Here is an 18,833-nt window from a genome sequence, read left to right as displayed (position 1 = left end):
CGCCATGAACGTTTCCGCCTGGTCCATACGCAACCCCATTCCGGCGGTGATGCTGTTCGTGCTGCTCACCTTCGGGGGGCTGCTGTCGTTCAACGCCATGAAGGTGCAGAACTTCCCGGACATCGACCTGCCGACCGTCACCGTCTCGGCCTCGCTGCCGGGCGCCGCGCCCTCGCAGCTGGAGACCGATGTCGCGCGCAAGCTCGAGAACTCCATCGCCACCATCCAGGGCCTGAAGCACATCACGACCAAGGTGCAGGACGGCGCCGCCACGCTGATCGTCGAGTTCCGCCTCGAGAAGCCCGTGCAGGAGGCCGTGGACGACGTGCGCTCGGCCGTGCAGAAGGTGCGCGCCGACCTGCCCGCCGACGTGCGCGACCCGGTCGTCACCAAGCTCGACTTCGCGGCCCAGCCGGTGCTGGCCTTCACCATCGCCTCGTCGCGCATGGACAACGAGGCGCTGAGCTGGTTCGTCGACAACGACATCACCAAGAAGCTGCTCGCGCTGCCCGGCGTGGGCGCCGTGAACCGCGTGGGCGGCGTCACGCGCCAGGTGCACATCGACCTCGACCCGGCCAAGCTGCAGGCGCTGGGCGCCTCGGCGGCCGACATCTCGCGCCAGCTGCGCCAGGTGCAGACCGAAAGCGCGGGCGGGCGCATCGACCTGGGCGGCAGCGAACAGCCGGTGCGCACCATGGCCACCGTGCAGTCGGCCGACCAGCTCGCCGACATGCAGATCGCGCTGAGCGACGGCCGCCGCATCCGCCTGGACCAGGTGGCGCGCATCAGCGACACCATCGCCGAGCCGCGCGCCGCCGCGCTGCTCAACGGCAAGCCGGTGGTGGGCTTCGAAGTGGCCCGCAGCCGCGGTGCCAGCGAGGTCGAAGTGGGCCGCGCCATTCAAAAGGCGCTGGCCGACCTGCGCGTGCAGCGCCCCGACATCGAGCTGACCGAGGCCTTCAACTTCGTCGACCCGGTGGAAGAAGAGTACGACGGCTCGCTGCACCTGCTGTACGAGGGCGCCATCCTCGCGGTGATCGTGGTGTGGCTCTTTCTGCGCGACTGGCGCGCCACCTTCGTCTCGGCCGTGGCGCTGCCGATGTCGGTGATTCCGGCCTTCGTCGGCATGTACCTGCTGGGCTTCTCGGTCAACGTGATCTCGCTGCTCGCGCTCTCATTGGTGGTCGGCATATTGGTGGACGACGCCATCGTGGAGGTCGAGAACATCGTGCGCCACCTGCGCATGGGCAAGTCGCCCTACCAGGCGGCCATGGAGGCGGCGGACGAAATCGGCCTGGCCGTGATCGCCACCACCTTCACGCTGATCGCGGTGTTCCTGCCCACCGCCTTCATGAGCGGTGTGGCCGGCAAGTTCTTCAAGCAGTTCGGCTGGACCGCCTCGCTCGCGGTGTTCGCCTCGCTGGTGGTGGCACGGGTTCTCACGCCGATGATGGCGGCCTACATCCTCAAGCCCATCGTCGGTGCCGAGAAGGAGCCGGGCTGGCTGCGCTGGTACATGCGCGCCGTGACGTGGAGCACGCACCACCGCTTCAAGACGATGGTGATGGCCACCCTTTTCTTCTTCGGCTCGCTGGCGATGATCCCGCTGCTCAAGACCGGCTTCATCCCGGCCGACGACAACTCGCAGACGCAGGTCTACCTGTCGCTGCCGCCGGGCTCCACGCTGGCGCAGACCACGGCCGCGGCCGAGGAAACGCGCCGCCGGGTGATGCAGATCAACCACGTGAAGAGCGTCTACACCACGGTGGCGGGCGGCAGCGCCGGCGGCGACCCGTTCGCGAACTTCGGCACGCCCGAGACGCGCAAGGCCACGCTGACGATCCAGCTCGACCCGCGCGGCGACCGGCCGCGCAAGCAGCTGATCGAGAAAGAGATCCGCACCGCGCTCGAAACCCTGCCCGGCGTGCGCAGCACCGTGGGCCTGGGCGGCTCGGGCGAGAAGTACATCCTGGTGCTCACGGGCGAAGACCCGGTGGCGCTGTCGGCCGCCGCCGGCGCGGTCGAGAAAGACCTGCGCACCATTCCCGGCCTGGGCAACATCACCTCGACCGCGAGCCTGATCCGTCCCGAGATCGCCGTGCGCCCTGACTTCGCGCGCGCCGCCGACCTGGGCGTGACCAGCTCGGCCATCGCCGAAACGCTGCGCGTGGCCACGCTGGGCGACTACGACCAGGCGCTGGCCAAGCTCAACCTCGCGCAGCGACAGGTGCCGATCGTGGTGAAGCTCGAAGACTCGGCAAGGCAAGACCTCGACCTCATCGGGCGCCTGTCGGTGCCGGGCGCGCGCGGGCCCGTCATGCTGAGCCAGGTGGCCTCGCTCACGATGGAAGGCGGCCCGGCCGTCATCGACCGCTACGACCGTTCGCGCAACGTCAACTTCGAGATCGAGCTGTCGGGCGTGGGCCTGGGCGATGCCAAGACCGCGGTCGAGGCCCTGCCCTCGATCCAGAAGCTGCCGCCGGGTGTGCGCATCGCCGAGGTGGGCGACGCCGAAGTGATGACCGAGCTGTTCGCGAGCTTCGGCCTGGCCATGCTCACGGGCGTGCTGTGCATCTACATCGTGCTGGTGCTGCTGTTCAAGGACTTCCTGCACCCGGTGACCATTTTGTGCGCGCTGCCGCTCGCACTGGGCGGGGCCTTCGTGGGCTTGCTGATCGGGCAGAAGGCGCTGTCGATGCCCTCGCTGATCGGCCTGATCATGCTGATGGGCATCGCCACGAAGAACTCCATTCTTCTGGTGGAGTACGCCATCGTGGCGCGCCGCGACCACGGCATGAGCCGCTGGGACGCGCTGCGCGACGCCTGCCACAAGCGTGCGCGGCCGATCATCATGACCACGCTCGCCATGGGCGCCGGCATGCTGCCCATTGCCGTGGGCTTCGGCACCGCCGACTCGAGCTTCCGCTCGCCGATGGCGATGGCGGTGATCGGCGGGCTGATCACCTCCACGGTGCTGAGCCTGCTGGTGGTGCCGGCGGTGTTCACCTACGTGGACGACATCGAGCACTGGATTCGCCGCACCGTGCGCAAGGTGCGCGGGCAGCCGGCCGATCCGCACATCGACGACGACCTGGTCGAGGCACCGCAGCGCTGAAACCTCTGGGCGCGCGCAGCGGTGCCCCCGCTACCGCGCCTCGATGTTCAGCACCACCACGCCCGCCACGATGGCGAGCAGGCCGACCACGCGCGTCAGCGTGACTGCCTCACCGAACCAGACCATGCCGGCGACCGCGATCAGCGCGGTGCCGGCACCGGCCCAGACCGCGTAGCCCAGCCCCACGTCCAGCTCGCGCACCGCGAGCGACATGAGCCAGATCGCGCCGGCATAGCAGGCGGCGGTGAGCAGCGATGGCAACAGCCGGGTGAAACCTTCGGCATGGCGAAGGGCGATGGTGCCGGCGACTTCCGCCGCCACGCTGGCCGCAAGCAGCAGCCAGGCCAGAGTCTGTGGACTCTTCATGGGAATACCTCGTCACACCCCTGCCGTACCGGGCATGGAATGCGGGCGATGCAAGCGGTACCCCGAACGAAGCCGCCATTCTGGGGACATGCTGCGACGCGGTGATGACTGCGCGGTCAAGCCCCTTGGCGTCGCAGGCGCATTCAAAAAAAATGCCGCGGGCGCCAATCGCCCGCGGCATGTGAACCGAAAAAGAGGGTCGGTTGCGTCAGGCGTCCAGCTGCGCCAATCGCTTCAGCTTGCGTTCGCTCATGCGCTTGGCCAGGCGCGGCAGCACCAGCACGGCGACGATGGCGATGATCACCACGATCGACTCGGGGCGCTGGAAGAACACGATCGGGCTGCCCTGTCCCATGGCAATCGCGTTGCGCAGGTTGGCTTCGGCGAGCGGCCCGAGGATCATGCCGACGACCACGGGGGCGGTCGGGAAATCGAAGCGCCGCATCACCACGCCCAAGAGGCCAATGCCGAACAGCAGGAACAGGTCGAAGGTGTTCTGGCGCATGCCGTACGCACCCACGGTCGCGAAGATCAGGATGCCGGCGTACAGCTGCGGCTTCGGGATCTTGAGCAGCTTGACCCACAGGCCGACCATCGGCAGGTTCAGCACCAGCAGCATCAGGTTGCCGATGTACAGCGAAGCGATCAGCGCCCAGACCAGCGCGGCCGAGGTGGTAAAGAGCTGCGGGCCCGGCTGGATGCCGTAGTTCTGGAACGCGCCCAGCATGATGGCCGTGGTGTTCGAGGTGGGAATGCCCAGCGTGAGCAGCGGGATCAGCGCGGCAGTCACCGTGGCGTTGTTGGCGGCCTCGGGACCGGCCACGCCTTCGATGGCGCCGGTGGTGCCGAACTCGGCCTTGGCATCGGCGTCCTTCGCGAGCTTCTTCTCGGTCGCGTAGCTCAGGAAGGTCGGGATTTCGGTGCCGCCGGCCGGAATGCAGCCGAAGGGCGTGCCGATGGCCGCGCCGCGCAGCCAGGCGGGAATGGAACGCTTCCAGTCGCGCGAGGTCATGTGCACGCGGGTCAGCTTGTTCTGGCCCTCGACCACGCGGCCTTCGTACAGCACGGCGTACAGCACCTCGGCCACCGCAAACAGGCCCACCGCCACCAGCACGATTTCGATGCCGTCGAGCAGCTCGGGCATGTTGCCGGTGTAGCGGCCCTGGCCGGTGATCTGGTCCAGGCCGACGCAGCCGATGGCCAGGCCGACGAACAGCGCCGTCATGCCGCGCAGCGTGCTCTTGCCGAGCACCGCGCTCACCGTGGTGAAGGCCAGCAGCATCAAGAGGAAGTACTCGGGTGCCGCCAGGCGCACGGCGTAGTCGGCCACGAAGGGCGCGAACAGCGTGACGACCACGGTGGCGATGGTGCCGGCCACGAAGGAGCCGATGGCGGCGGTGGCGAGCGCGGCGCCCGCGCGGCCGCTCTTGGCCATCTTGTTGCCCTCCATCGCCGTGACCATGCTGGCGGTTTCGCCGGGCGTGTTCAGCAGGATCGAGGTGGTCGAGCCGCCGTACATGGCGCCGTAGTAGATGCCCGAGAAGAAGATCATCGAGGCCGTGATGTCGACCTTGCCGGTGATCGGCAGCAGCATCGCCACCGCCACGGCGGGGCCGATGCCGGGCAGCACGCCCACGGCCGTGCCCAGGGCACAGCCGATGAGGCACCACAGCAGGTTGATGGGGGTGATCGCGGCCGCGAAGCCGGTCATCAGTGCGTTGAAGATATCCATTTGGCGTGGCTCCGCTCAGATCCAGCCGGTGCTGGTGAGACCCGGCAGGCTGATGGCCAGGAACTTGGTGAACATCCAGAAGACCGGGGCCGAGATCGCCAGGCCCGTCACCAAGTCGGTGACCCAGGTGGCCGGTGCGTTGACCTTGGCCTGCCCGGCAGCGCGGCGCAGGCCCTGCACGGCCAGCAGGTAGCACAGCGCGCAGCTCAGGATGAAGCCGATGCTGGTGATGAGCGCCGCATTGAGCAGCAGGCCCGCCGCCACCCAGATGAAGCCGGGCCAGTAGGCGGCGTCGGCGCCGGAGGGCGCGTCGAGCTCGCGAAAGCCCCCGCTGAACGCTTCCCAGGTGATCCACGCGCCGCAGACCATCAGGACGATCGAGACCATCCAGGGCAGGAAGTTGGGGCCGACGCCGCCGTAGCCGGCTTCGGAAGAAATGCCGATGGCGCCGAAGGCCAGCGCAGCGCCGGTCAGCAGCACGCCGAGGCCGACGATGTATTGCGGCCAGCGGGCCGCGCCGGAGGTGGCCTCAGCGGAGGGTGAGACCGAGGATTCTGGAGTTGTCATTTTTTGCTCCCGCAGTCGTGGGGAAAAAGAAGGCCCCTTCCAGAAACACCGCAAGCCGGCTTTGCCGGGCCGCGGGTGTTGCCCCCGGAAGGGGGTTGGCGTGCACGACACGAAGTGCGCGCAGCCTGGGGGCGACTCAAACTCAGACCATGCCGGACTTGGCCATGATGGCGCGCAGGCTGGCGAAGTCGTCGTCGACGAACTTGGCGAAGGCATCGCCCGACAGCACGGCCGGCGTCCAGTCGTTCTTCTTGAGCGACTCGGCCCACGACGGGCTCTTGAGCGCGGCCAGCACCATGTCGGTCAGGGCCTTGCGCTGCTCGGCCGAGATGCCGGGCGCGCCGTACACGCCGCGCCAGTTGCCGATCTCGACGTCGATGCCCTGTTCCTTCAGGGTCGGCACATTGATGCCCGGCAGGCGCTGGGCGGAGGTGACAGCAATGGGTTTCATCTTGCCGGCGGCGATGTACTCGGCGAACTCGCTGTAGCCGCTGCCGCCGATGGTGACGTTGCCGCCCAGGATGGCGGCGGTGGCCTCACCGCCTCCGCGGAAGGCCACGTAGTTGATCTTGGACGGATCGGCGCCGACCTTCTGCGCGATCATGGCCGCGGCGATGTGCTCGGTGGAGCCGCGCGAACCGCCGCCCCACTTGACGCTGCCCGGGTCCTTCTTGAGCTGCTCGACCACGTCCTTCATGGTCTTGAAGGGCGAGTTCGACGGCAGCACGAACACGTTGTATTCGGTGGTCAGGCGCGCGATGGGCGTGGCCTGCGACAGGTTGACCGGTGGCTTGCCGGTGATGATGCCGCCCAGCATGACCGAGCCCATGACCATCAGCGCGTTGGCGTCGCCCTTGGAGCCGTTGACGAACTGGGCCAGGCCCAGCGCACCGGCGGCACCGCCCTTGTTGTCGTAGGCGACGGTGTCGGCCACCTTGGCGTCGGTCAGGGCCTTGCCCAGCGCGCGGCCGGTGGTGTCCCAGCCGCCACCCGGGTTGGCCGGGATCATCATCTTGACGTTGGCGGCAGCGCGCGCCGACAGCGGCAAGGCGCCGGCAGCGGCCAGTGCGGCCAGGGACTTCAAAAAGGTATCGCGACGCATCGTTGGTGTCTCCTGAGAACTTGGGAACGGATGGAACCTGACTTGGACCTGAGCCGCTATCATGCGCCGCCCCGCTGTCAGTTGGCTGTCCACCAGACTGGGGAAAACACCGAAGTACCGACCCCTGCCCGTATGAAGCTGCTGCTCGTCGAAGACGACCCCTCGATGCAAATCACCCTGCAGCGCACCCTCGGGCGGCGCCGCATCGACGTGCGCATCTGCGGCGACGGCGCGCAGGCGATCGCGCAGTGGCGCGCCGTCGAGCCCGACGTGGTCGCGCTCGACCTGAGCCTGCCGCACGTCGACGGCCTGCAGGTGCTTGCCCAGGCGCGCGCCGAGGGCCTGCGCACGCCGGTGCTGCTGCTGACCGCGCGCGGCACGGTGGGCGATCGCATCATGGGCCTGAACGCCGGCGCGGACGACTACCTGCCCAAGCCCTTCGACCTGGACGAACTCGAGGCCCGCATCCGCGCGCTGCGCCGGCGCAGCCTGAGCGCGGGGCCCGACCCGACGCTGAACCCGCTGGAGGTCGGCAGCCTGCGCTTCGAGCCCGACAACGGCGCGGTCTACCACCGCTCGGAACTGCTCGAGCTCACGCCGCGCGAGCTCGCGCTGCTCAAGGCGCTGATGATGAAACCCGGCCACGCGGTCACCAAGGAGCGCCTGTTCGAGCTGGTGTTCCCGGGCGAATCCGAGGTGCAGTACGAGGCCATCGAGGTGGTCGTGTACCGCCTGCGCAAGAAGCTGGTGGGCACCGGCACCGTGCTGATGACGATGCGCGGCCTGGGCTATCTCTTGCGGGCCGAGGCTTGAGGGCGGCCCTGCGGCGCACGATGTCGTCCCTGCGCGCGCGGCTCCTGCTCGGCATCCTGGTGCCGGTGGCGGTGTTCGTCGTGATCAACAGCGTGAGCCTGTACCGCCAGAGCCTGGCGGCCGCCACCACCGCCTACGACCGCACGCTGCTGGCCTCGGCCAAGACCATCGGCGAGCAGCTCGACGTGGAAGGCTACGACGACATGGCGCGGCTGCGCGCGATCGTGCCCTACTCCGCGCTCGAGGCCTTCGAGGCCGACAACCGCAGCCGGCTGTTCTACCGCGTGTCGGCGCTCGACGGCGAGATGGTCTCGGGCTTCGCCGAACTGCCCTTCTGGCGCGGGCGCATCCCCGACCGCGGGGCGTATGCGGCGCTGGTCGATTTCTACGACGCCGAGTTTCGCGGCCAGCCGGTGCGCGTCGCCGTGATGCTGCAGCCGGTGGCCAGCGCGCGCGGCCGCGGCATGGCCGTGGTGCAGGTCGCCGAAACATTGGAGCTGCGCGAGACACTCGTGCGCAAGCTGCTGCTCGACATGCTCTGGCGCCAGCTGCTGCTGATGGGCGTGATCGCGCTGGTCACCGTGGTCGTGGTGCAGCGCGCCACGCGGCCGGTGCGCGAGCTCGGCGAAGCCATCGAGCGGCGCCCTGAAGACGACCTCTCGCCCATCGACGCGCCCGGCGCCCCGGCCGAGCTGCGCCCGCTGATCGACGCCACCACCGAGGTCATGGGCCGGCTGCAGCGCCTCCTCGACCACCAGAAGCGCTTCGTGCGCGACAGCGCCCACCAGCTGCGCACGCCGCTGGCGGTGCTGAAGGCGCAGGTGCAGTCGGCGCGCCGCGGCGACGTGGCGCCCGAGCAGGCGCTGATCGAGATCAGCCAGACCGTCGAGCGCGCCACCACGCTGGCCAACCAGATGCTGTCGCTGGCGAAGGTGGAGCAGCTGCGCCAGCAGCCCGAGTCGGCGCTGCTCGACCTGGGCGACGTGGTGCGCCACATCGCGCTCGACCTGTCGCCGCTGGTGGCCGACAAGGCGCTCGACTTCGAACTGGCCGCCGACGACGCCGTGACCGTGCGCGCGCACCAGTGGATGCTGCAGGAGCTCACGCGCAACCTGCTGCACAACGCCATCAAGCACAGCCCCGCGGGCGCGCCGCTCTCGGTGCGCGTGCACGCGGAGGGCGACGAGGCCGTGCTCACCGTGCGCGACGACGGTCCGGGCATTTCCGCCGAGCTGCGCCAGCGCCTGTTCGCGCCGTTCTCGGCCGGCAACACCGCGAGCGGCTCGGGCCTGGGCCTGGCGATCTGCCGCGAGATCGTTCTGGCCCTGGGTGGACGCATCAGCCTCGACAACCGCACGGTACCCAACCCCGGCGGCACCGACCGCGTGACCGGGCTCGACGCCGTGGTGCGGCTGCCGCTGTCGCGCCACAATGGCTGACCTTTCTTTTCCGACCTTCATGGACCGTCTGCGCATCGACAAGTGGCTCTGGGCCGCCCGCTTCTTCAAGACCCGCTCGCTGGCCGCGGACGAAATCGGCAAGAACCGCATCCAGGTGAACGGCGAGGTCGCCAAGGCCTCGCGCGAGGTCAAGGCCGGCGACACCGTCGCCATGCGCCTGGGCCCGCTCACGCGGACCGTGACCGTGCGCGGCCTCAGCGGCCAGCGCGGCCCTGCGCCCGTGGCCCAGCAGCTGTACGAGGAAACGCCCGAGAGCCTGGCGGCGCAGGCCGCCTTCCGCGAGCAGCGCCGCATGGGCAGCGAGCCGGCCCTGGCCATCGAGCAGGGCCGCCCGACCAAGCGCGACCGGCGCGAGATCGACGGCGTGCGCCACCAGGCCGAGTGGGACAACCGCTGGAGCGCATCGATCGACGAAAGCAACGGCGACGACGACCACCCGCCTCCGCGCGGTCGCCCGCAACGCTGATTCGCGTACCCTGCGGGCTTCGTTTCTTTTTTGACGGAGCGTCCGCAGATGTCCAAGTTCAAGAAGTACCGCGTCGGCAGCAAGTTCAAGCTCTCGCGCATCGACCCCGACGATTCGCCCTTTCTCACGGGTGACGAGTCGGCCCAGCGTGCCGAGCTCGACACCCTGGCCGTCGAGCTCGACGAACTGCAGGACGTGCTGCACGCCGAAGGCCGGCGCAAGGTGCTGCTGGTGCTGCAGGGCATGGACACCAGCGGCAAGGACGGCACGGTGCGCTGGGTGTTCTCGCGCACCTCGCCGCTGGGCGTGCGGGTGACGGCCTTCAAGGCACCGAGCGAGGACGAACGCGCGCACGACTACCTCTGGCGCTGCCACGCCGCCGTACCGCGCACCGGCGAGATCATGGTGTGGAACCGCAGCCACTACGAGGACGTGCTGGTGCCCGTGGTCGAAGGCTGGATCGACGGCGACGAGGCCCGCCGCCGCTATGCGCAGATCAACGACTTCGAGCGGCTGCTCACCGAGACCGGCACGGTCGTCGTCAAGTGCATGCTGCACATCGACAAGGACGAGCAGCGCGAACGGCTGCAGGCCCGCATCGACACGCCCGGCAAGCAATGGAAGTTCAGCATGGGCGACCTCGAGGTGCGCACCAAGTGGGCCGACTACCAGAAGGCCTATCAGAACGCGCTGGCCGCCACCTCGAGCGACCACGCGCCGTGGCACGTGATTCCGGCCAACGGCAAGCGGCACCGCAACATGATGATCGCGCAGCTGCTCGTGAAGACGCTGCGCGACATGAAGCTGAAGGCCCCGCCGCCCGACCCGGCGCTCAAGGGCATGGTCGTGAAGTGAGCCCGGAAGGTCCGGCTCAGGAGCGGCGCACGGGCGCCGTGGGGCGCATCGGCGTCTGCGCCAGCACGCGGCAGTTGCCGAACTCGCAGCGCACGGCCCAGGCCACGCCGGTGGTGCACGGCACGCTGTAGCTCTCGTAGCCCGGGCCCTTGGCCGTCAGTTCGGCGCGCGGCTGCACGTTGCAGCGGCCGGCCTTGGCCAGGCGCTCCACGTTGTAGGTGTCGATGCCCGTGCGGCGCGGCTTGAGCGCGAGCACGGGGTTGAAGGTGTTGCCGTAGAACGTGTCCTGCACGTTCGGGTCGAGGTTGCGGTAGCCGCGCTTGGCCATGCAATGGACGATGGCGATCTGCTGGTGCTCGGCGATCAGCGCGCTGCTGGGGCGGGTGTTCCAGTCGATGACGGCGGCGCTGATGCCGGTGTACGAGGCCGCGGCGACGATGCCCTGGCCGTGCACCGTGATCAGGCCCAGGCCCAGCGCGGCCCACATGGCGTCACCCGATTCGCTGCGCGCGGTGATGCGGGTGGCGGCGGTGCGGCAGTCGGCCACGTCGCTGTCGTAACGCACCTTGTCCACGCCTTCCATGGCGACCATCGGCATGTACGACATGCCGGTGCCCTGACCGGGCCCGGTCGGCGGTGCGCTGGCGCATCCGGCCAGAACCACGGTGGCCAATGCAATGCTGAGCGGCAGCTTCATGGGAATCCCTCGTCCTCTTCGCGGTAGTTGCGAGGGATTTAACCATACATATAGTTACTCTTGAATCGACTTGTCGCGAATGAACGACGACCCCGGGCGGGGGCATCGGGGCCGCGACCCGGGGGTTGCGACAGGGCAAGGTACAGTTTTCGCCTGCTCCGAGTTCCCCCGTCCATGCACCGCACTTCCCGGCTTTTCGCTCTCCCCCTTTTCCCGATCGCGCTGGCTGGCCTGCTGGCCGCGGCTTCGTTCGGTGCCGCAGCCCAGCAGCCGCAGCCCTCCCCCGTGGACCTGGCCCGCAAGAACGCCTGCATGGCCTGCCACGGCCTGGTGCACAAGCAGGTCGGGCCGGGCTTCGCGCAGATCGCCGAGCGCTATCGCGGCGACGCCGCCGCGCCGGCACGGCTGGCCGAGAAGATCCGCAACGGCAGCGTCGGCACCTGGGGCCGCGTGATCATGCCGCGCCAGTCGCTGGTGTCGGAGGCCGACGCGCAGGTGCTCGCGCGCTGGGTGCTGGCGCAGCCGCAACAGCAGCCGTCGCCCGCGCGCTGAATCGCCGCTCAGGTCGACAGCTGCGACGGCGCGGCCGACGCCACCCGGAAATCCGCCGGGAACGTCCAGGTGCCGGGCGCCTCGCGCTTGCCCAGCTGGCTCAATTGATAGCCCATGCCCCACACCGCGTGCAGCGACAGGCCGTGCGGCTGGTCGACATACAACCCGAGCTTGCGGCGCAGCTTCGACACGTTGGCGTCCAGCGTGCGCGAACCGGCGGCCACGCCGCTTTGCCAGCCGATCATTTCCAGGTGCTCCCGGTCCAGCGGCCGGTTCATGTGGCGGAAGAATTCGGCCGCGAGGTCGAATTCGATCGGCGTCAGGCGAATCTCGGTGCCGGCCACGTCGACCATGTCGAACGGCGACAACAGGCTGAATTCCTGCCAGTCGAGGCTGCGCGGCACCACCGGCCGGTTGCGCTGGCGCAGGAAGAATTCGAGCATGAAGTACATCTCCTCGAAGGTCGACGGCTCCGGCAGCACGGCGTCGTCGGGGCCGGCATGCAACAGCGACAACCCGCGGATCTGCCGCTTGCGCGCGCTCATGATCAATGGCGTGTGGTAGCGCAGCGTTTCACGCACCTGGCCCACGAGTTTTTGCACATCGTCGGGCGCCGACGGAATTGAAAGCAGCAGCGCCTCGAAATTGCCGCCGGGCGCCACCTGCGAAATCAATTCGTCGACATGCGCAAATGCGACGGGCGTATAACCCAGCATCTTGACGGCACGACTGGCGTGCCACCGCGTTCGGGGAGATGGGTCCAACACTGCAATGTGCGGGGAGTTTTGCTCAAACATTGAAAATTACCTTGCACACCGTGGCGTCACAAACTTCTATTTTTGCCCCGTTGGCGGGGAAATCGACTTTCATCATTCAACCCTTCAGGAATAAATTGCTCTGAATTGTTGAAGGCAGACGCATTTTTTTACGAATGCATTTACTGCCGGCGCAATTCCTTGGGAAGTGAATCTATTCCCAAATAAATTTCACAGGTATGAATGAAGTGAACAGAAATATGAGGATCGGGCACGGCGGCCACGCCATGCCCCCATCCACCGACCAGGGCGGCCGGGCCGGCGGCGCGCCGGTCAGCTGACGAGCAACGTGCCGTCTGCCGCGGCCTGCCCCTGCTGCAGGGCAAAGGTGCGCGGCGTGCAGCCGTACTTCTTGCGGAAGACGAGGCCGAAATAGGCCGGGTCCGCAAAGCCGCAGTCGTAGGCGACCTGGGCGACGAACCTGCGCGCGCCTTCGGGGCTGCGCAGCATGCGGGCCGCGGCCTCGAGCCGGTCGTTCTGCAGGGTTTCGAGAAAGGTCATGCCGCGCGCGGCCTTGGCGAACACCTTGTGCACGTAGCGCACCGACACGTTGAAGCTGGCGGCCAGCTTCTGCGCGTCGATCTCGGTGTCGGCGTGGTGCTCGCGAATCCAGGCCCGCATGCGGGCGTGCAGGTCGCCGTCGCGCGGCGACACGCGCTCGCCCAGCGCACCCGGCTGCGCCCTCAGCCCGTTCTGTTCCAGCGAGAACGACAGCATCGACATCAGGTGCTCACCGAGCAGCTGCCGCTGCGCGGGGCTCTGGATGCTGCACAGGTGCTCCACGTCCAGCGCCCGCAGGTAGCCCGACAGCATCCCGGCCCAGCCCTTGGCGCCGGCCAGCCGCAGGTCGGTGGACTGGTCCGCATGCGGCAGCCAGCGGTTCACCACCGCTTCCGACAGGCCCAGCGTCCATGAGTTGGTGGCCTCGGTCGAGCGCAGGCGCAGCGGCTGCCAGGAGTCGATCAGGACCATGTCGCCCGCGGCCAGTTCGATGCGCTGGCGCTGCTCGCTGATGGCCAGGCCGCCGTCAAGCTTGATCAGCAGGTGATAGGGATAGACCTCGGCGCCCATGAGCTGGCTCGGGCCCGTGCGCTCGATGGTCGCGCCGCTGCCGTGCACGCGCATGAAGGCCATCCCGGCCGTGTCGACGATGGTGAGTTCCTGCTGGAAGTGGCTGCGCTCGGGGCTGTCCAGCCGCCCCACGTGCGGGCCGATCTCGTCGGCCCAGAAGGCGAACCCGTCTTTGCGCGACACCATGCCGGTGTGAAAGCGCTGGATGCGACTGTCGGTGTCGGACATGCGGCACGCCCCTCTTCCTCCATGCAGCCGGCGCCACGCCAGAAGCCGCGGGTCACGAACGGGAACTCCCGATTTTTTTCCTGACAGGTCCGCGTGGACCTCGGATAATTTTTACAAACGATAACAGAGATAACAGCCCGGGTGTTCGGGGGGATGACGCACCGCGCCCACCGGCGCAAGCCACGGTTCCAGGCCCTGCCGACCACCGGTCGGCGGGCCGGTCCGGGCCCGCTTCGCCCTTCCGCCGGCGCACGCGGCGGGCAATTGCATCCGGATGTGACTCGCGACACATCCGCGCCGCGAAAGCGAATGTCAAAGAAGGGCGCGATTCGTAGCATTCCTTCGGATCGAACGTCAACCGGAACTCTCTCTACTGGGGATGAAATGGCTGCCTTGTTTTTCACGGAACTCGAACCTTTCGGCACGCGATGGCGCGCAGCGCTGGCGTCCTGCCTGCCAGCGCTGCGCCGCGATGCCGAAGTGGTGCGGCCTGCTTCTCCCCCGCCGCCGGCGGACCGGGTGTGTGCGCTGGTCTTCATCGCCAACCTGGCGCAACTGGCCGACACCGACGGCCCGGAGGTGGCGGCGGGCGTGAGCCGCGAGATCCGGCGCCGGCTCTTCGCGGCCTTCCCGCCGTCGGGCGACACCGACCTGAGCTGCCTGCGCGACGATTGTTTTTTGCTGCGAACCCGCCATGCGCGGCTGGACGACCTGCTGGCCGCGCTCGGGCGCGAGCCGATCCTCGTGAAGGGCATCGCCGCGCAGCCGCAGCTGCATGCCGACTGGATCGCCCTGCGCGACAGCGGGCCGATGAGCCCGGCCGAGATCGAACTGGCACTGTGGGCCGCACAACCGCATCCCGCACCCACGGCCAGGGGGCGGCCTGCGGGCGACGTCGTGGTGGACGACATCGAGCACGTGTACGACCTGCGCATCGCGCGACAGGGAGATGCCCTGTGGCTGCGCGAGCGCTGTCTGCGAGGCGCCGAGGAACGGGCCCGGATCGACACGCTGTTCGCGCAGCTCCAGCCCGGCTGAGATGGCCTTGCCGCCTTCAGCCCATCGCAGCCCGGCCCGGCGAAGGGGCGCCCGATGGCGAGTCGCCCCGGGGGCGCCGCACCGCCCTGTTCCTTGACCGCCGCCCGTGGATTCGCCCATGAGAACGAACCGCCGATGGTCTCGCAACCCCCTTGGCCATGTATCTCCATCCCCTGATCGCCAGCGTGCCGCCCGACGAGCGCGCCGCCTTGATTCGCAGCAGCGCGCTGCATTCCTACCGGCGCAACGAGATCGTGCTGCAGGCGGACACGCACACCGACCGCATCTACTGCGTGGCCACGGGCCTGCTGCGCGCGGTCGACCGGGACGTGACGACCGACTTCATCCGCCGCGGCGATTTCTTCCTCGGCCCCTCGCTGGGCGAGAACAGCTACCAGGCCACCTCGACGCTGGTGGCCGCCCTGCCCTCGTCGGTCTACCACCTGCCGGTGGCCGCGGTGCGCCGGCTGTGCGCGCTGTACCCCGAGGTGACCATGGGCCTGCTGGAGATCGCGATGAAGCGCGTCGCCATGGTGCGCGGCCAGCTGCGCCGCATCTCGTCGCTGTCGTCCGAAAGCCTCGTGAGCCGCGTGCTGCACGAGCTGACGCAGCTGGCGCCGGCCGCCACGGGCGGCTACGACAAGCGCATCACGCAGGCGGTGATCGCGTCGTACTCGGGGCTCTCGCGCGAGGTCGTCAACAAGACCATGCGCGACATGGAAAGCCGCGGGCTGGTGCGCCGCGACGACCAGGGCGTGCACGTGCCGCCGACCTTCGCCTCGACCGATTTCGGCAGCCTGCCGCCGGACGCCCACGAGCTCTCGGACGAGCTCTGTGCCTGGAACGGCGACAGCCCCGAAGCGCCATGACACGCCGCCTTCATCGGCCCTGACACAAGGACAGAACCGACGATGCCCAAAGGAATTCCGAACCCCGTCGACATGTATGGCATTTCGCCCCGCCCCTGGGGCTTCGAGGTGTCGCTCGTGCGAAACGGCGTGCGCTACGCGCGCCTCTTCGGCCACGCCAGCTACGGCGGCCCGCAACAGGCGCTGCGACGCGCCCAGGCCTGGCGCGACACCATCGTGAAGGAGCATCCGCCGGTCGCGCGCAAGGACCGCGCGCAGACCCTGCGCAGCAACAACAAGACGGGCGAGCCCGGCGTCTTCAGCCGCTTGTCCGCGCAAGGCAAGCCGGTGGCCTGGCTGGCCAAGACCTACCTCGGGAACGAGGAAATCCTGCGCGCCGAGTTCGACCTCGCCGACTGGGGCCCCGCGGCCCGCGCGCATGCCATCGGCGAGCGGCAACGCCAGCTCGGCCGCATGGTCGGCCTCGCGCGGCTGCACCCCGCCGAAGAAGCCATCCGCCGGCGCCCGCCGCCCGACGACGAAGCGACACTGCCGCCCAAGCGCTCGAAGTCGGAGATCGTGCGACGCAACAACACGAGCGGCGTCAGCGGCGTGCAGTTCAAGACGCCGCGCGCGGGCCATCCCGGGTACTGGGTGGCGATCACCTACACGGCGGGAAAGGGCAGCGTGAGCCGCTCGTTCTCGGTGCGCACGCTCGGCTACGAGGTGGCGCGCGACATGGCCATCGTCGAACGCCAGCAGCAGTTGCAGGCGAAGACGTCGGACGACGACGCCTGAGCGCCGACTTTCTAGAAGCGCACCGCGTACTGCACGCCGAGGCTCTGCTGGCGCGTGGCCAGGCTCTCCCGGCCCCAGGGGTTCGACACGCCGCTCAGCTGCGCGCCCACCGCAGCGGCGAGTGCCGAAGGTCCGCTCGTTCGGTGCGCCGGCGCGAGCGAATAGAAGACCGACCACTCGGTGCGCGCCGAAGTCGCATAGCCCAGCCCCAGCGTGAAGTGCCGGCGGAACGTCGAAGGCGAATTGAGGTTGTCGCTGGTGGCCGCGTCCGCATAGGCGGCGCTGTTCGCCGACACGCCCGCGGACAGGCGCAAGGCCGGCGTGGCCTGGTAGCGCACGCCGAGCTTGACGACGTTCATGTCCTTCCAGCCATTGCCCGGGCCGCCCGCCGCACCGCGCAACACGGAGCCGTCGAAGGGCCGGTTGCCCAGCCCTGCCACGCCCGCGTAGTTGATGCGCTGGTAGTCCAGCAGCACCGACAGCGCCTCGGTCGGCGACCACTGCAGGCCGACGAGCAGGTTCATCGGCACATCGAGCCGGCCGCGGTCGGCCAGCAGGCCCTCGTAGGCCTTGATGCGCCCCATGCGCGTGCGCGGCGACCAGGCGGCGCCCAGGCTCAGCGTGTCGCTCGCGCGCCAGTACGCCCCGATGCGAAAGCCCACGCCGAACGACGAGGCCACGCCCTGGTTGCTCAGGTGCTGCGGCGCCGCCGACTGCGGCGCCAGCGGCTGCACGCCCTCGGCCTTGAACTGCTGCGCCGTGAGCAGCAGCGAGGCGCCGACCGACCAGCGCTCGCCCAGCTGCTTCGACAGCGTGGGCGCCACCGTCAGCTGCTTGATCGTCGTGATGCTGCGCCCCGTGCCGCAGGCCGCGTTCGCCCACTGCACCGCGCCGCCGGGTGACGGGCACGGCGTGCTGTCGGCGGTAAAGTAGGTGCCGGCGCCGTTGCTGTAGGCCACGAGGCCGGCCGACAGCCCCGGCGCGATCACGCGGCTGATCGCCAGTTCGGCCAGCGGCTCCCAGCGGCCGAGGCTGTCGGTGCGCGTATCAAGCAGGCCGGCGGTGGGCGGCGGCATGTTCGCCGTGCGCACCATCTGCGTGTCGCCGCGCGTGGCGATGAAGTTGCCCTCCATCCGGTCGCCGACCCACACCGTGGTGGCGGGGTTGCTCGCGCCGCCGAAGGCATCGCGGGTCGATGCGGCCGCGGCGCCGGCAAGGCCCCGTGCCTCGGCGCCGTAGCCGATCTGGAAATAGCCGTTGTCAGCAGCGGCAAGCGCCGGGCACAGCGCAGCTGCAGACACCAAGGTCCGCCATGTCGTTGTCATCGTTGTCTCCGTTTTTTTGTTTTCTTGGGGGATCAGGCGGCGATGACGGTGTTCTCCAGCACCCCGAGCCCCACGATCTCGACCGCCACGCGGTCGCCGTCGTCCAGGAAGCGCCAGTGCTCGACGCCCGCGCACTCGGGCACGCAGCCCGTGGCCAGCAGCTCGCCCGCATGCAGCGTCTCGTTCTGCGACGCGAAGCTCAGGATGCGATCGATGCGGTGCGTCATGCCCGATGTGCGACCCTGCCCACGCAGCTGGCCGTTCACGCGCACCGTCACGTCGAGCGCATGCGGATCGGGGATCTCGTCGGCCGTGACGATCCACGGCCCCAGGCTGTTGCTGCCGTCGAAGTCCTTGCCCTTCGCCGGCCCGGTGCCCACGCCGCTGCGCAGCTCTTTCATGAGCTGCGCGCGCTCGGAGAAATCGTTGAAGACGACGTAGCCGAAGACATGCGCCATGGCCGCGGGCGCCGCGATGTTCTTGCCGCCGCGCCCGACCACCACGGCCAGCTCGGCCTCGTAGTCGAGCATCGCGCCCGGCGCGGGCCGCCGCACCGGGGCGCCTGGGCCGGACAGGTTGAGCCGCACGCCCTTGTAGTAGACGGGTGTCTCGTAGAAGGCCGCCGGAATCTGCATCGCCCACGCCGGTGCGCCGGCCGCCGGCGAGACGTTCGCGGCGACCTGCCGGAAGGCATTCTTCAGGTGCTGCTCATACACGCTGAAGCAGCGGATCTGCGGCGGCTGGTAGGGCAGCTCGATCCGCACGTCCTTCAGGTCATGCAGGCAACCGGCCTGCATCTGCGTCGACGCGGGCAGCGCCCGCAGCATCGGCAGTGTGTCGTCTTCATGCTGGATCACGCTCAGCAACGTGGCAAAGCGCGGATCGCCGGGCAACGCAGCGCTGACATCGAGCAGCCGTTGGTCCGGCAAGGCGAGGCCGACGTGCCGCGAGAACGCATCGGTCGAGAAAGTGCACAGGCGCATGG

18 protein-coding genes are annotated in these 18,833 nt (G+C 68.9%); 9 read left to right on the top strand and 9 right to left on the bottom strand.

The genetic code is table 11. The annotated features are described in order from the left end of the window. Positions 1-4 precede the first annotated feature (4 nt). Entirely contained in the window at positions 5-3,115 is a 3,111-nt protein-coding gene (locus tag AC07O4_RS12895) for an efflux RND transporter permease subunit (RefSeq protein ID WP_495304733.1), read from the top strand. Positions 3,116-3,145: 30 nt separating this feature from the next. Here the strand turns inward: AC07O4_RS12895 and AC07O4_RS12890 are convergent, their stop codons facing one another. The 4 genes from AC07O4_RS12890 to AC07O4_RS12875 all read right to left on the bottom strand — a co-directional run bounded on the left by AC07O4_RS12890 (position 3,146) and on the right by AC07O4_RS12875 (position 6,882). After that, on the bottom strand, positions 3,146-3,481 hold the full coding sequence (locus AC07O4_RS12890; RefSeq protein ID WP_095745062.1) for a DMT family transporter: 336 nt from the start codon (positions 3,479-3,481) through the stop codon (positions 3,146-3,148). 208 nt (positions 3,482-3,689) lie between these two features. After that, positions 3,690-5,213 carry a tripartite tricarboxylate transporter permease gene (locus AC07O4_RS12885; protein ID WP_354343496.1) on the bottom strand — a complete coding sequence of 508 codons (1,524 nt, stop codon included), beginning with the start codon at positions 5,211-5,213 and terminating at the stop codon, positions 3,690-3,692. A gap of 15 nt (positions 5,214-5,228) precedes the next feature. Further along, complete coding sequence (locus tag AC07O4_RS12880; protein ID WP_495304732.1) at positions 5,229-5,780, bottom strand: tripartite tricarboxylate transporter TctB family protein; 552 nt, start codon at positions 5,778-5,780, stop codon at positions 5,229-5,231. Between the two features lie 142 nt (positions 5,781-5,922). Beyond that, positions 5,923-6,882 (bottom strand): Bug family tripartite tricarboxylate transporter substrate binding protein, encoded by a 960-nt coding sequence (locus AC07O4_RS12875; protein WP_070060440.1) that lies wholly within the window; start codon positions 6,880-6,882, stop codon positions 5,923-5,925. Between the two features lie 132 nt (positions 6,883-7,014). On the opposite strand from AC07O4_RS12875, the gene AC07O4_RS12870 reads away from it, so the two are divergent. The 4 genes from AC07O4_RS12870 to AC07O4_RS12855 are packed head-to-tail and all read left to right on the top strand — an operon-like array spanning position 7,015 to position 10,476. Continuing rightward, positions 7,015-7,695, top strand: coding sequence for a response regulator transcription factor (locus tag AC07O4_RS12870; protein ID WP_487847105.1), 681 nt, complete (start codon positions 7,015-7,017; stop codon positions 7,693-7,695). Between the two features lie 20 nt (positions 7,696-7,715). Beyond that, positions 7,716-9,134, top strand: a complete 1,419-nt coding sequence (locus AC07O4_RS12865) for a sensor histidine kinase (RefSeq protein WP_495304731.1) — start codon at positions 7,716-7,718, stop codon at positions 9,132-9,134. A gap of 19 nt (positions 9,135-9,153) precedes the next feature. Continuing rightward, complete coding sequence (locus tag AC07O4_RS12860) at positions 9,154-9,621, top strand: RNA-binding S4 domain-containing protein (protein ID WP_062481157.1); 468 nt, start codon at positions 9,154-9,156, stop codon at positions 9,619-9,621. Between the two features lie 48 nt (positions 9,622-9,669). Continuing rightward, complete coding sequence (locus AC07O4_RS12855; RefSeq protein WP_495304730.1) at positions 9,670-10,476, top strand: PPK2 family polyphosphate kinase; 807 nt, start codon at positions 9,670-9,672, stop codon at positions 10,474-10,476. A 16-nt stretch (positions 10,477-10,492) separates the two neighbouring features. Here the strand turns inward: AC07O4_RS12855 and AC07O4_RS12850 are convergent, their stop codons facing one another. Continuing rightward, positions 10,493-11,173: a hypothetical protein gene (locus AC07O4_RS12850; RefSeq protein WP_495304729.1), complete on the bottom strand. Its 681-nt coding sequence runs from the start codon at positions 11,171-11,173 to the stop codon at positions 10,493-10,495. A gap of 174 nt (positions 11,174-11,347) precedes the next feature. Between AC07O4_RS12850 and AC07O4_RS12845 the strand changes: the two genes are divergently transcribed. Continuing rightward, positions 11,348-11,725, top strand: coding sequence for a c-type cytochrome (locus AC07O4_RS12845; RefSeq protein ID WP_495304728.1), 378 nt, complete (start codon positions 11,348-11,350; stop codon positions 11,723-11,725). Between the two features lie 8 nt (positions 11,726-11,733). On the opposite strand, the gene AC07O4_RS12840 is transcribed toward AC07O4_RS12845, so the two are convergent. Both AC07O4_RS12840 and AC07O4_RS12835 read right to left on the bottom strand, forming a co-directional pair. Then, entirely contained in the window at positions 11,734-12,441 is a 708-nt protein-coding gene (locus tag AC07O4_RS12840; RefSeq protein ID WP_185993578.1) for a winged helix-turn-helix transcriptional regulator, read from the bottom strand. Positions 12,442-12,813: 372 nt separating this feature from the next. Then, complete coding sequence (locus tag AC07O4_RS12835) at positions 12,814-13,839, bottom strand: AraC family transcriptional regulator (protein ID WP_062481146.1); 1,026 nt, start codon at positions 13,837-13,839, stop codon at positions 12,814-12,816. A gap of 384 nt (positions 13,840-14,223) precedes the next feature. Between AC07O4_RS12835 and AC07O4_RS12830 the strand changes: the two genes are divergently transcribed. The 3 genes from AC07O4_RS12830 to AC07O4_RS12820 all read left to right on the top strand — a co-directional run bounded on the left by AC07O4_RS12830 (position 14,224) and on the right by AC07O4_RS12820 (position 16,523). After that, complete coding sequence (locus AC07O4_RS12830; RefSeq protein ID WP_495304727.1) at positions 14,224-14,877, top strand: hypothetical protein; 654 nt, start codon at positions 14,224-14,226, stop codon at positions 14,875-14,877. A 158-nt stretch (positions 14,878-15,035) separates the two neighbouring features. Beyond that, positions 15,036-15,746 carry a Crp/Fnr family transcriptional regulator gene (locus AC07O4_RS12825; protein ID WP_095745057.1) on the top strand — a complete coding sequence of 237 codons (711 nt, stop codon included), beginning with the start codon at positions 15,036-15,038 and terminating at the stop codon, positions 15,744-15,746. A 42-nt stretch (positions 15,747-15,788) separates the two neighbouring features. Next, a complete protein-coding gene (locus tag AC07O4_RS12820; RefSeq protein WP_495304726.1) occupies positions 15,789-16,523 on the top strand; it encodes an AP2 domain-containing protein in 735 nt (244 codons plus the stop codon). Positions 16,524-16,534: 11 nt separating this feature from the next. Here the strand turns inward: AC07O4_RS12820 and AC07O4_RS12815 are convergent, their stop codons facing one another. Both AC07O4_RS12815 and AC07O4_RS12810 read right to left on the bottom strand, forming a co-directional pair. Further along, entirely contained in the window at positions 16,535-17,848 is a 1,314-nt protein-coding gene (locus AC07O4_RS12815; RefSeq protein ID WP_495304725.1) for an OmpP1/FadL family transporter, read from the bottom strand. A gap of 32 nt (positions 17,849-17,880) precedes the next feature. Continuing rightward, complete coding sequence (locus tag AC07O4_RS12810) at positions 17,881-18,831, bottom strand: fumarylacetoacetate hydrolase family protein (RefSeq protein WP_495304724.1); 951 nt, start codon at positions 18,829-18,831, stop codon at positions 17,881-17,883. Positions 18,832-18,833 lie beyond the last annotated feature (2 nt).

The organism is Variovorax sp. GW821-FHT09D04 (genome assembly GCF_059416405.1).
Note: the sequence above shows the minus strand (reverse complement) of the source record. Positions and strands in the feature narration are given on the sequence as shown.

Coding starts and splice junctions, on each gene's coding strand:
- AC07O4_RS12890 (WP_095745062.1), bottom strand. CDS start 3,481: ATGAAGAGTCCACAGACTCTGGCCTGGCTGCTGCTTGCGGCCAGCGTG.
- AC07O4_RS12895 (WP_495304733.1), top strand. CDS start 5: ATGAACGTTTCCGCCTGGTCCATACGCAACCCCATTCCGGCGGTGATG.
- AC07O4_RS12870 (WP_487847105.1), top strand. CDS start 7,015: ATGAAGCTGCTGCTCGTCGAAGACGACCCCTCGATGCAAATCACCCTG.
- AC07O4_RS12845 (WP_495304728.1), top strand. CDS start 11,348: ATGCACCGCACTTCCCGGCTTTTCGCTCTCCCCCTTTTCCCGATCGCG.
- AC07O4_RS12830 (WP_495304727.1), top strand. CDS start 14,224: ATGGCTGCCTTGTTTTTCACGGAACTCGAACCTTTCGGCACGCGATGG.
- AC07O4_RS12855 (WP_495304730.1), top strand. CDS start 9,670: ATGTCCAAGTTCAAGAAGTACCGCGTCGGCAGCAAGTTCAAGCTCTCG.
- AC07O4_RS12850 (WP_495304729.1), bottom strand. CDS start 11,173: ATGAAGCTGCCGCTCAGCATTGCATTGGCCACCGTGGTTCTGGCCGGA.
- AC07O4_RS12810 (WP_495304724.1), bottom strand. CDS start 18,831: ATGCGCCTGTGCACTTTCTCGACCGATGCGTTCTCGCGGCACGTCGGC.
- AC07O4_RS12865 (WP_495304731.1), top strand. CDS start 7,716: ATGTCGTCCCTGCGCGCGCGGCTCCTGCTCGGCATCCTGGTGCCGGTG.
- AC07O4_RS12820 (WP_495304726.1), top strand. CDS start 15,789: ATGCCCAAAGGAATTCCGAACCCCGTCGACATGTATGGCATTTCGCCC.
- AC07O4_RS12835 (WP_062481146.1), bottom strand. CDS start 13,839: ATGTCCGACACCGACAGTCGCATCCAGCGCTTTCACACCGGCATGGTG.
- AC07O4_RS12825 (WP_095745057.1), top strand. CDS start 15,036: ATGTATCTCCATCCCCTGATCGCCAGCGTGCCGCCCGACGAGCGCGCC.
- AC07O4_RS12885 (WP_354343496.1), bottom strand. CDS start 5,213: ATGGATATCTTCAACGCACTGATGACCGGCTTCGCGGCCGCGATCACC.
- AC07O4_RS12860 (WP_062481157.1), top strand. CDS start 9,154: ATGGACCGTCTGCGCATCGACAAGTGGCTCTGGGCCGCCCGCTTCTTC.
- AC07O4_RS12840 (WP_185993578.1), bottom strand. CDS start 12,441: ATGCTGGGTTATACGCCCGTCGCATTTGCGCATGTCGACGAATTGATT.
- AC07O4_RS12880 (WP_495304732.1), bottom strand. CDS start 5,780: ATGACAACTCCAGAATCCTCGGTCTCACCCTCCGCTGAGGCCACCTCC.
- AC07O4_RS12875 (WP_070060440.1), bottom strand. CDS start 6,882: ATGCGTCGCGATACCTTTTTGAAGTCCCTGGCCGCACTGGCCGCTGCC.
- AC07O4_RS12815 (WP_495304725.1), bottom strand. CDS start 17,848: ATGACAACGACATGGCGGACCTTGGTGTCTGCAGCTGCGCTGTGCCCG.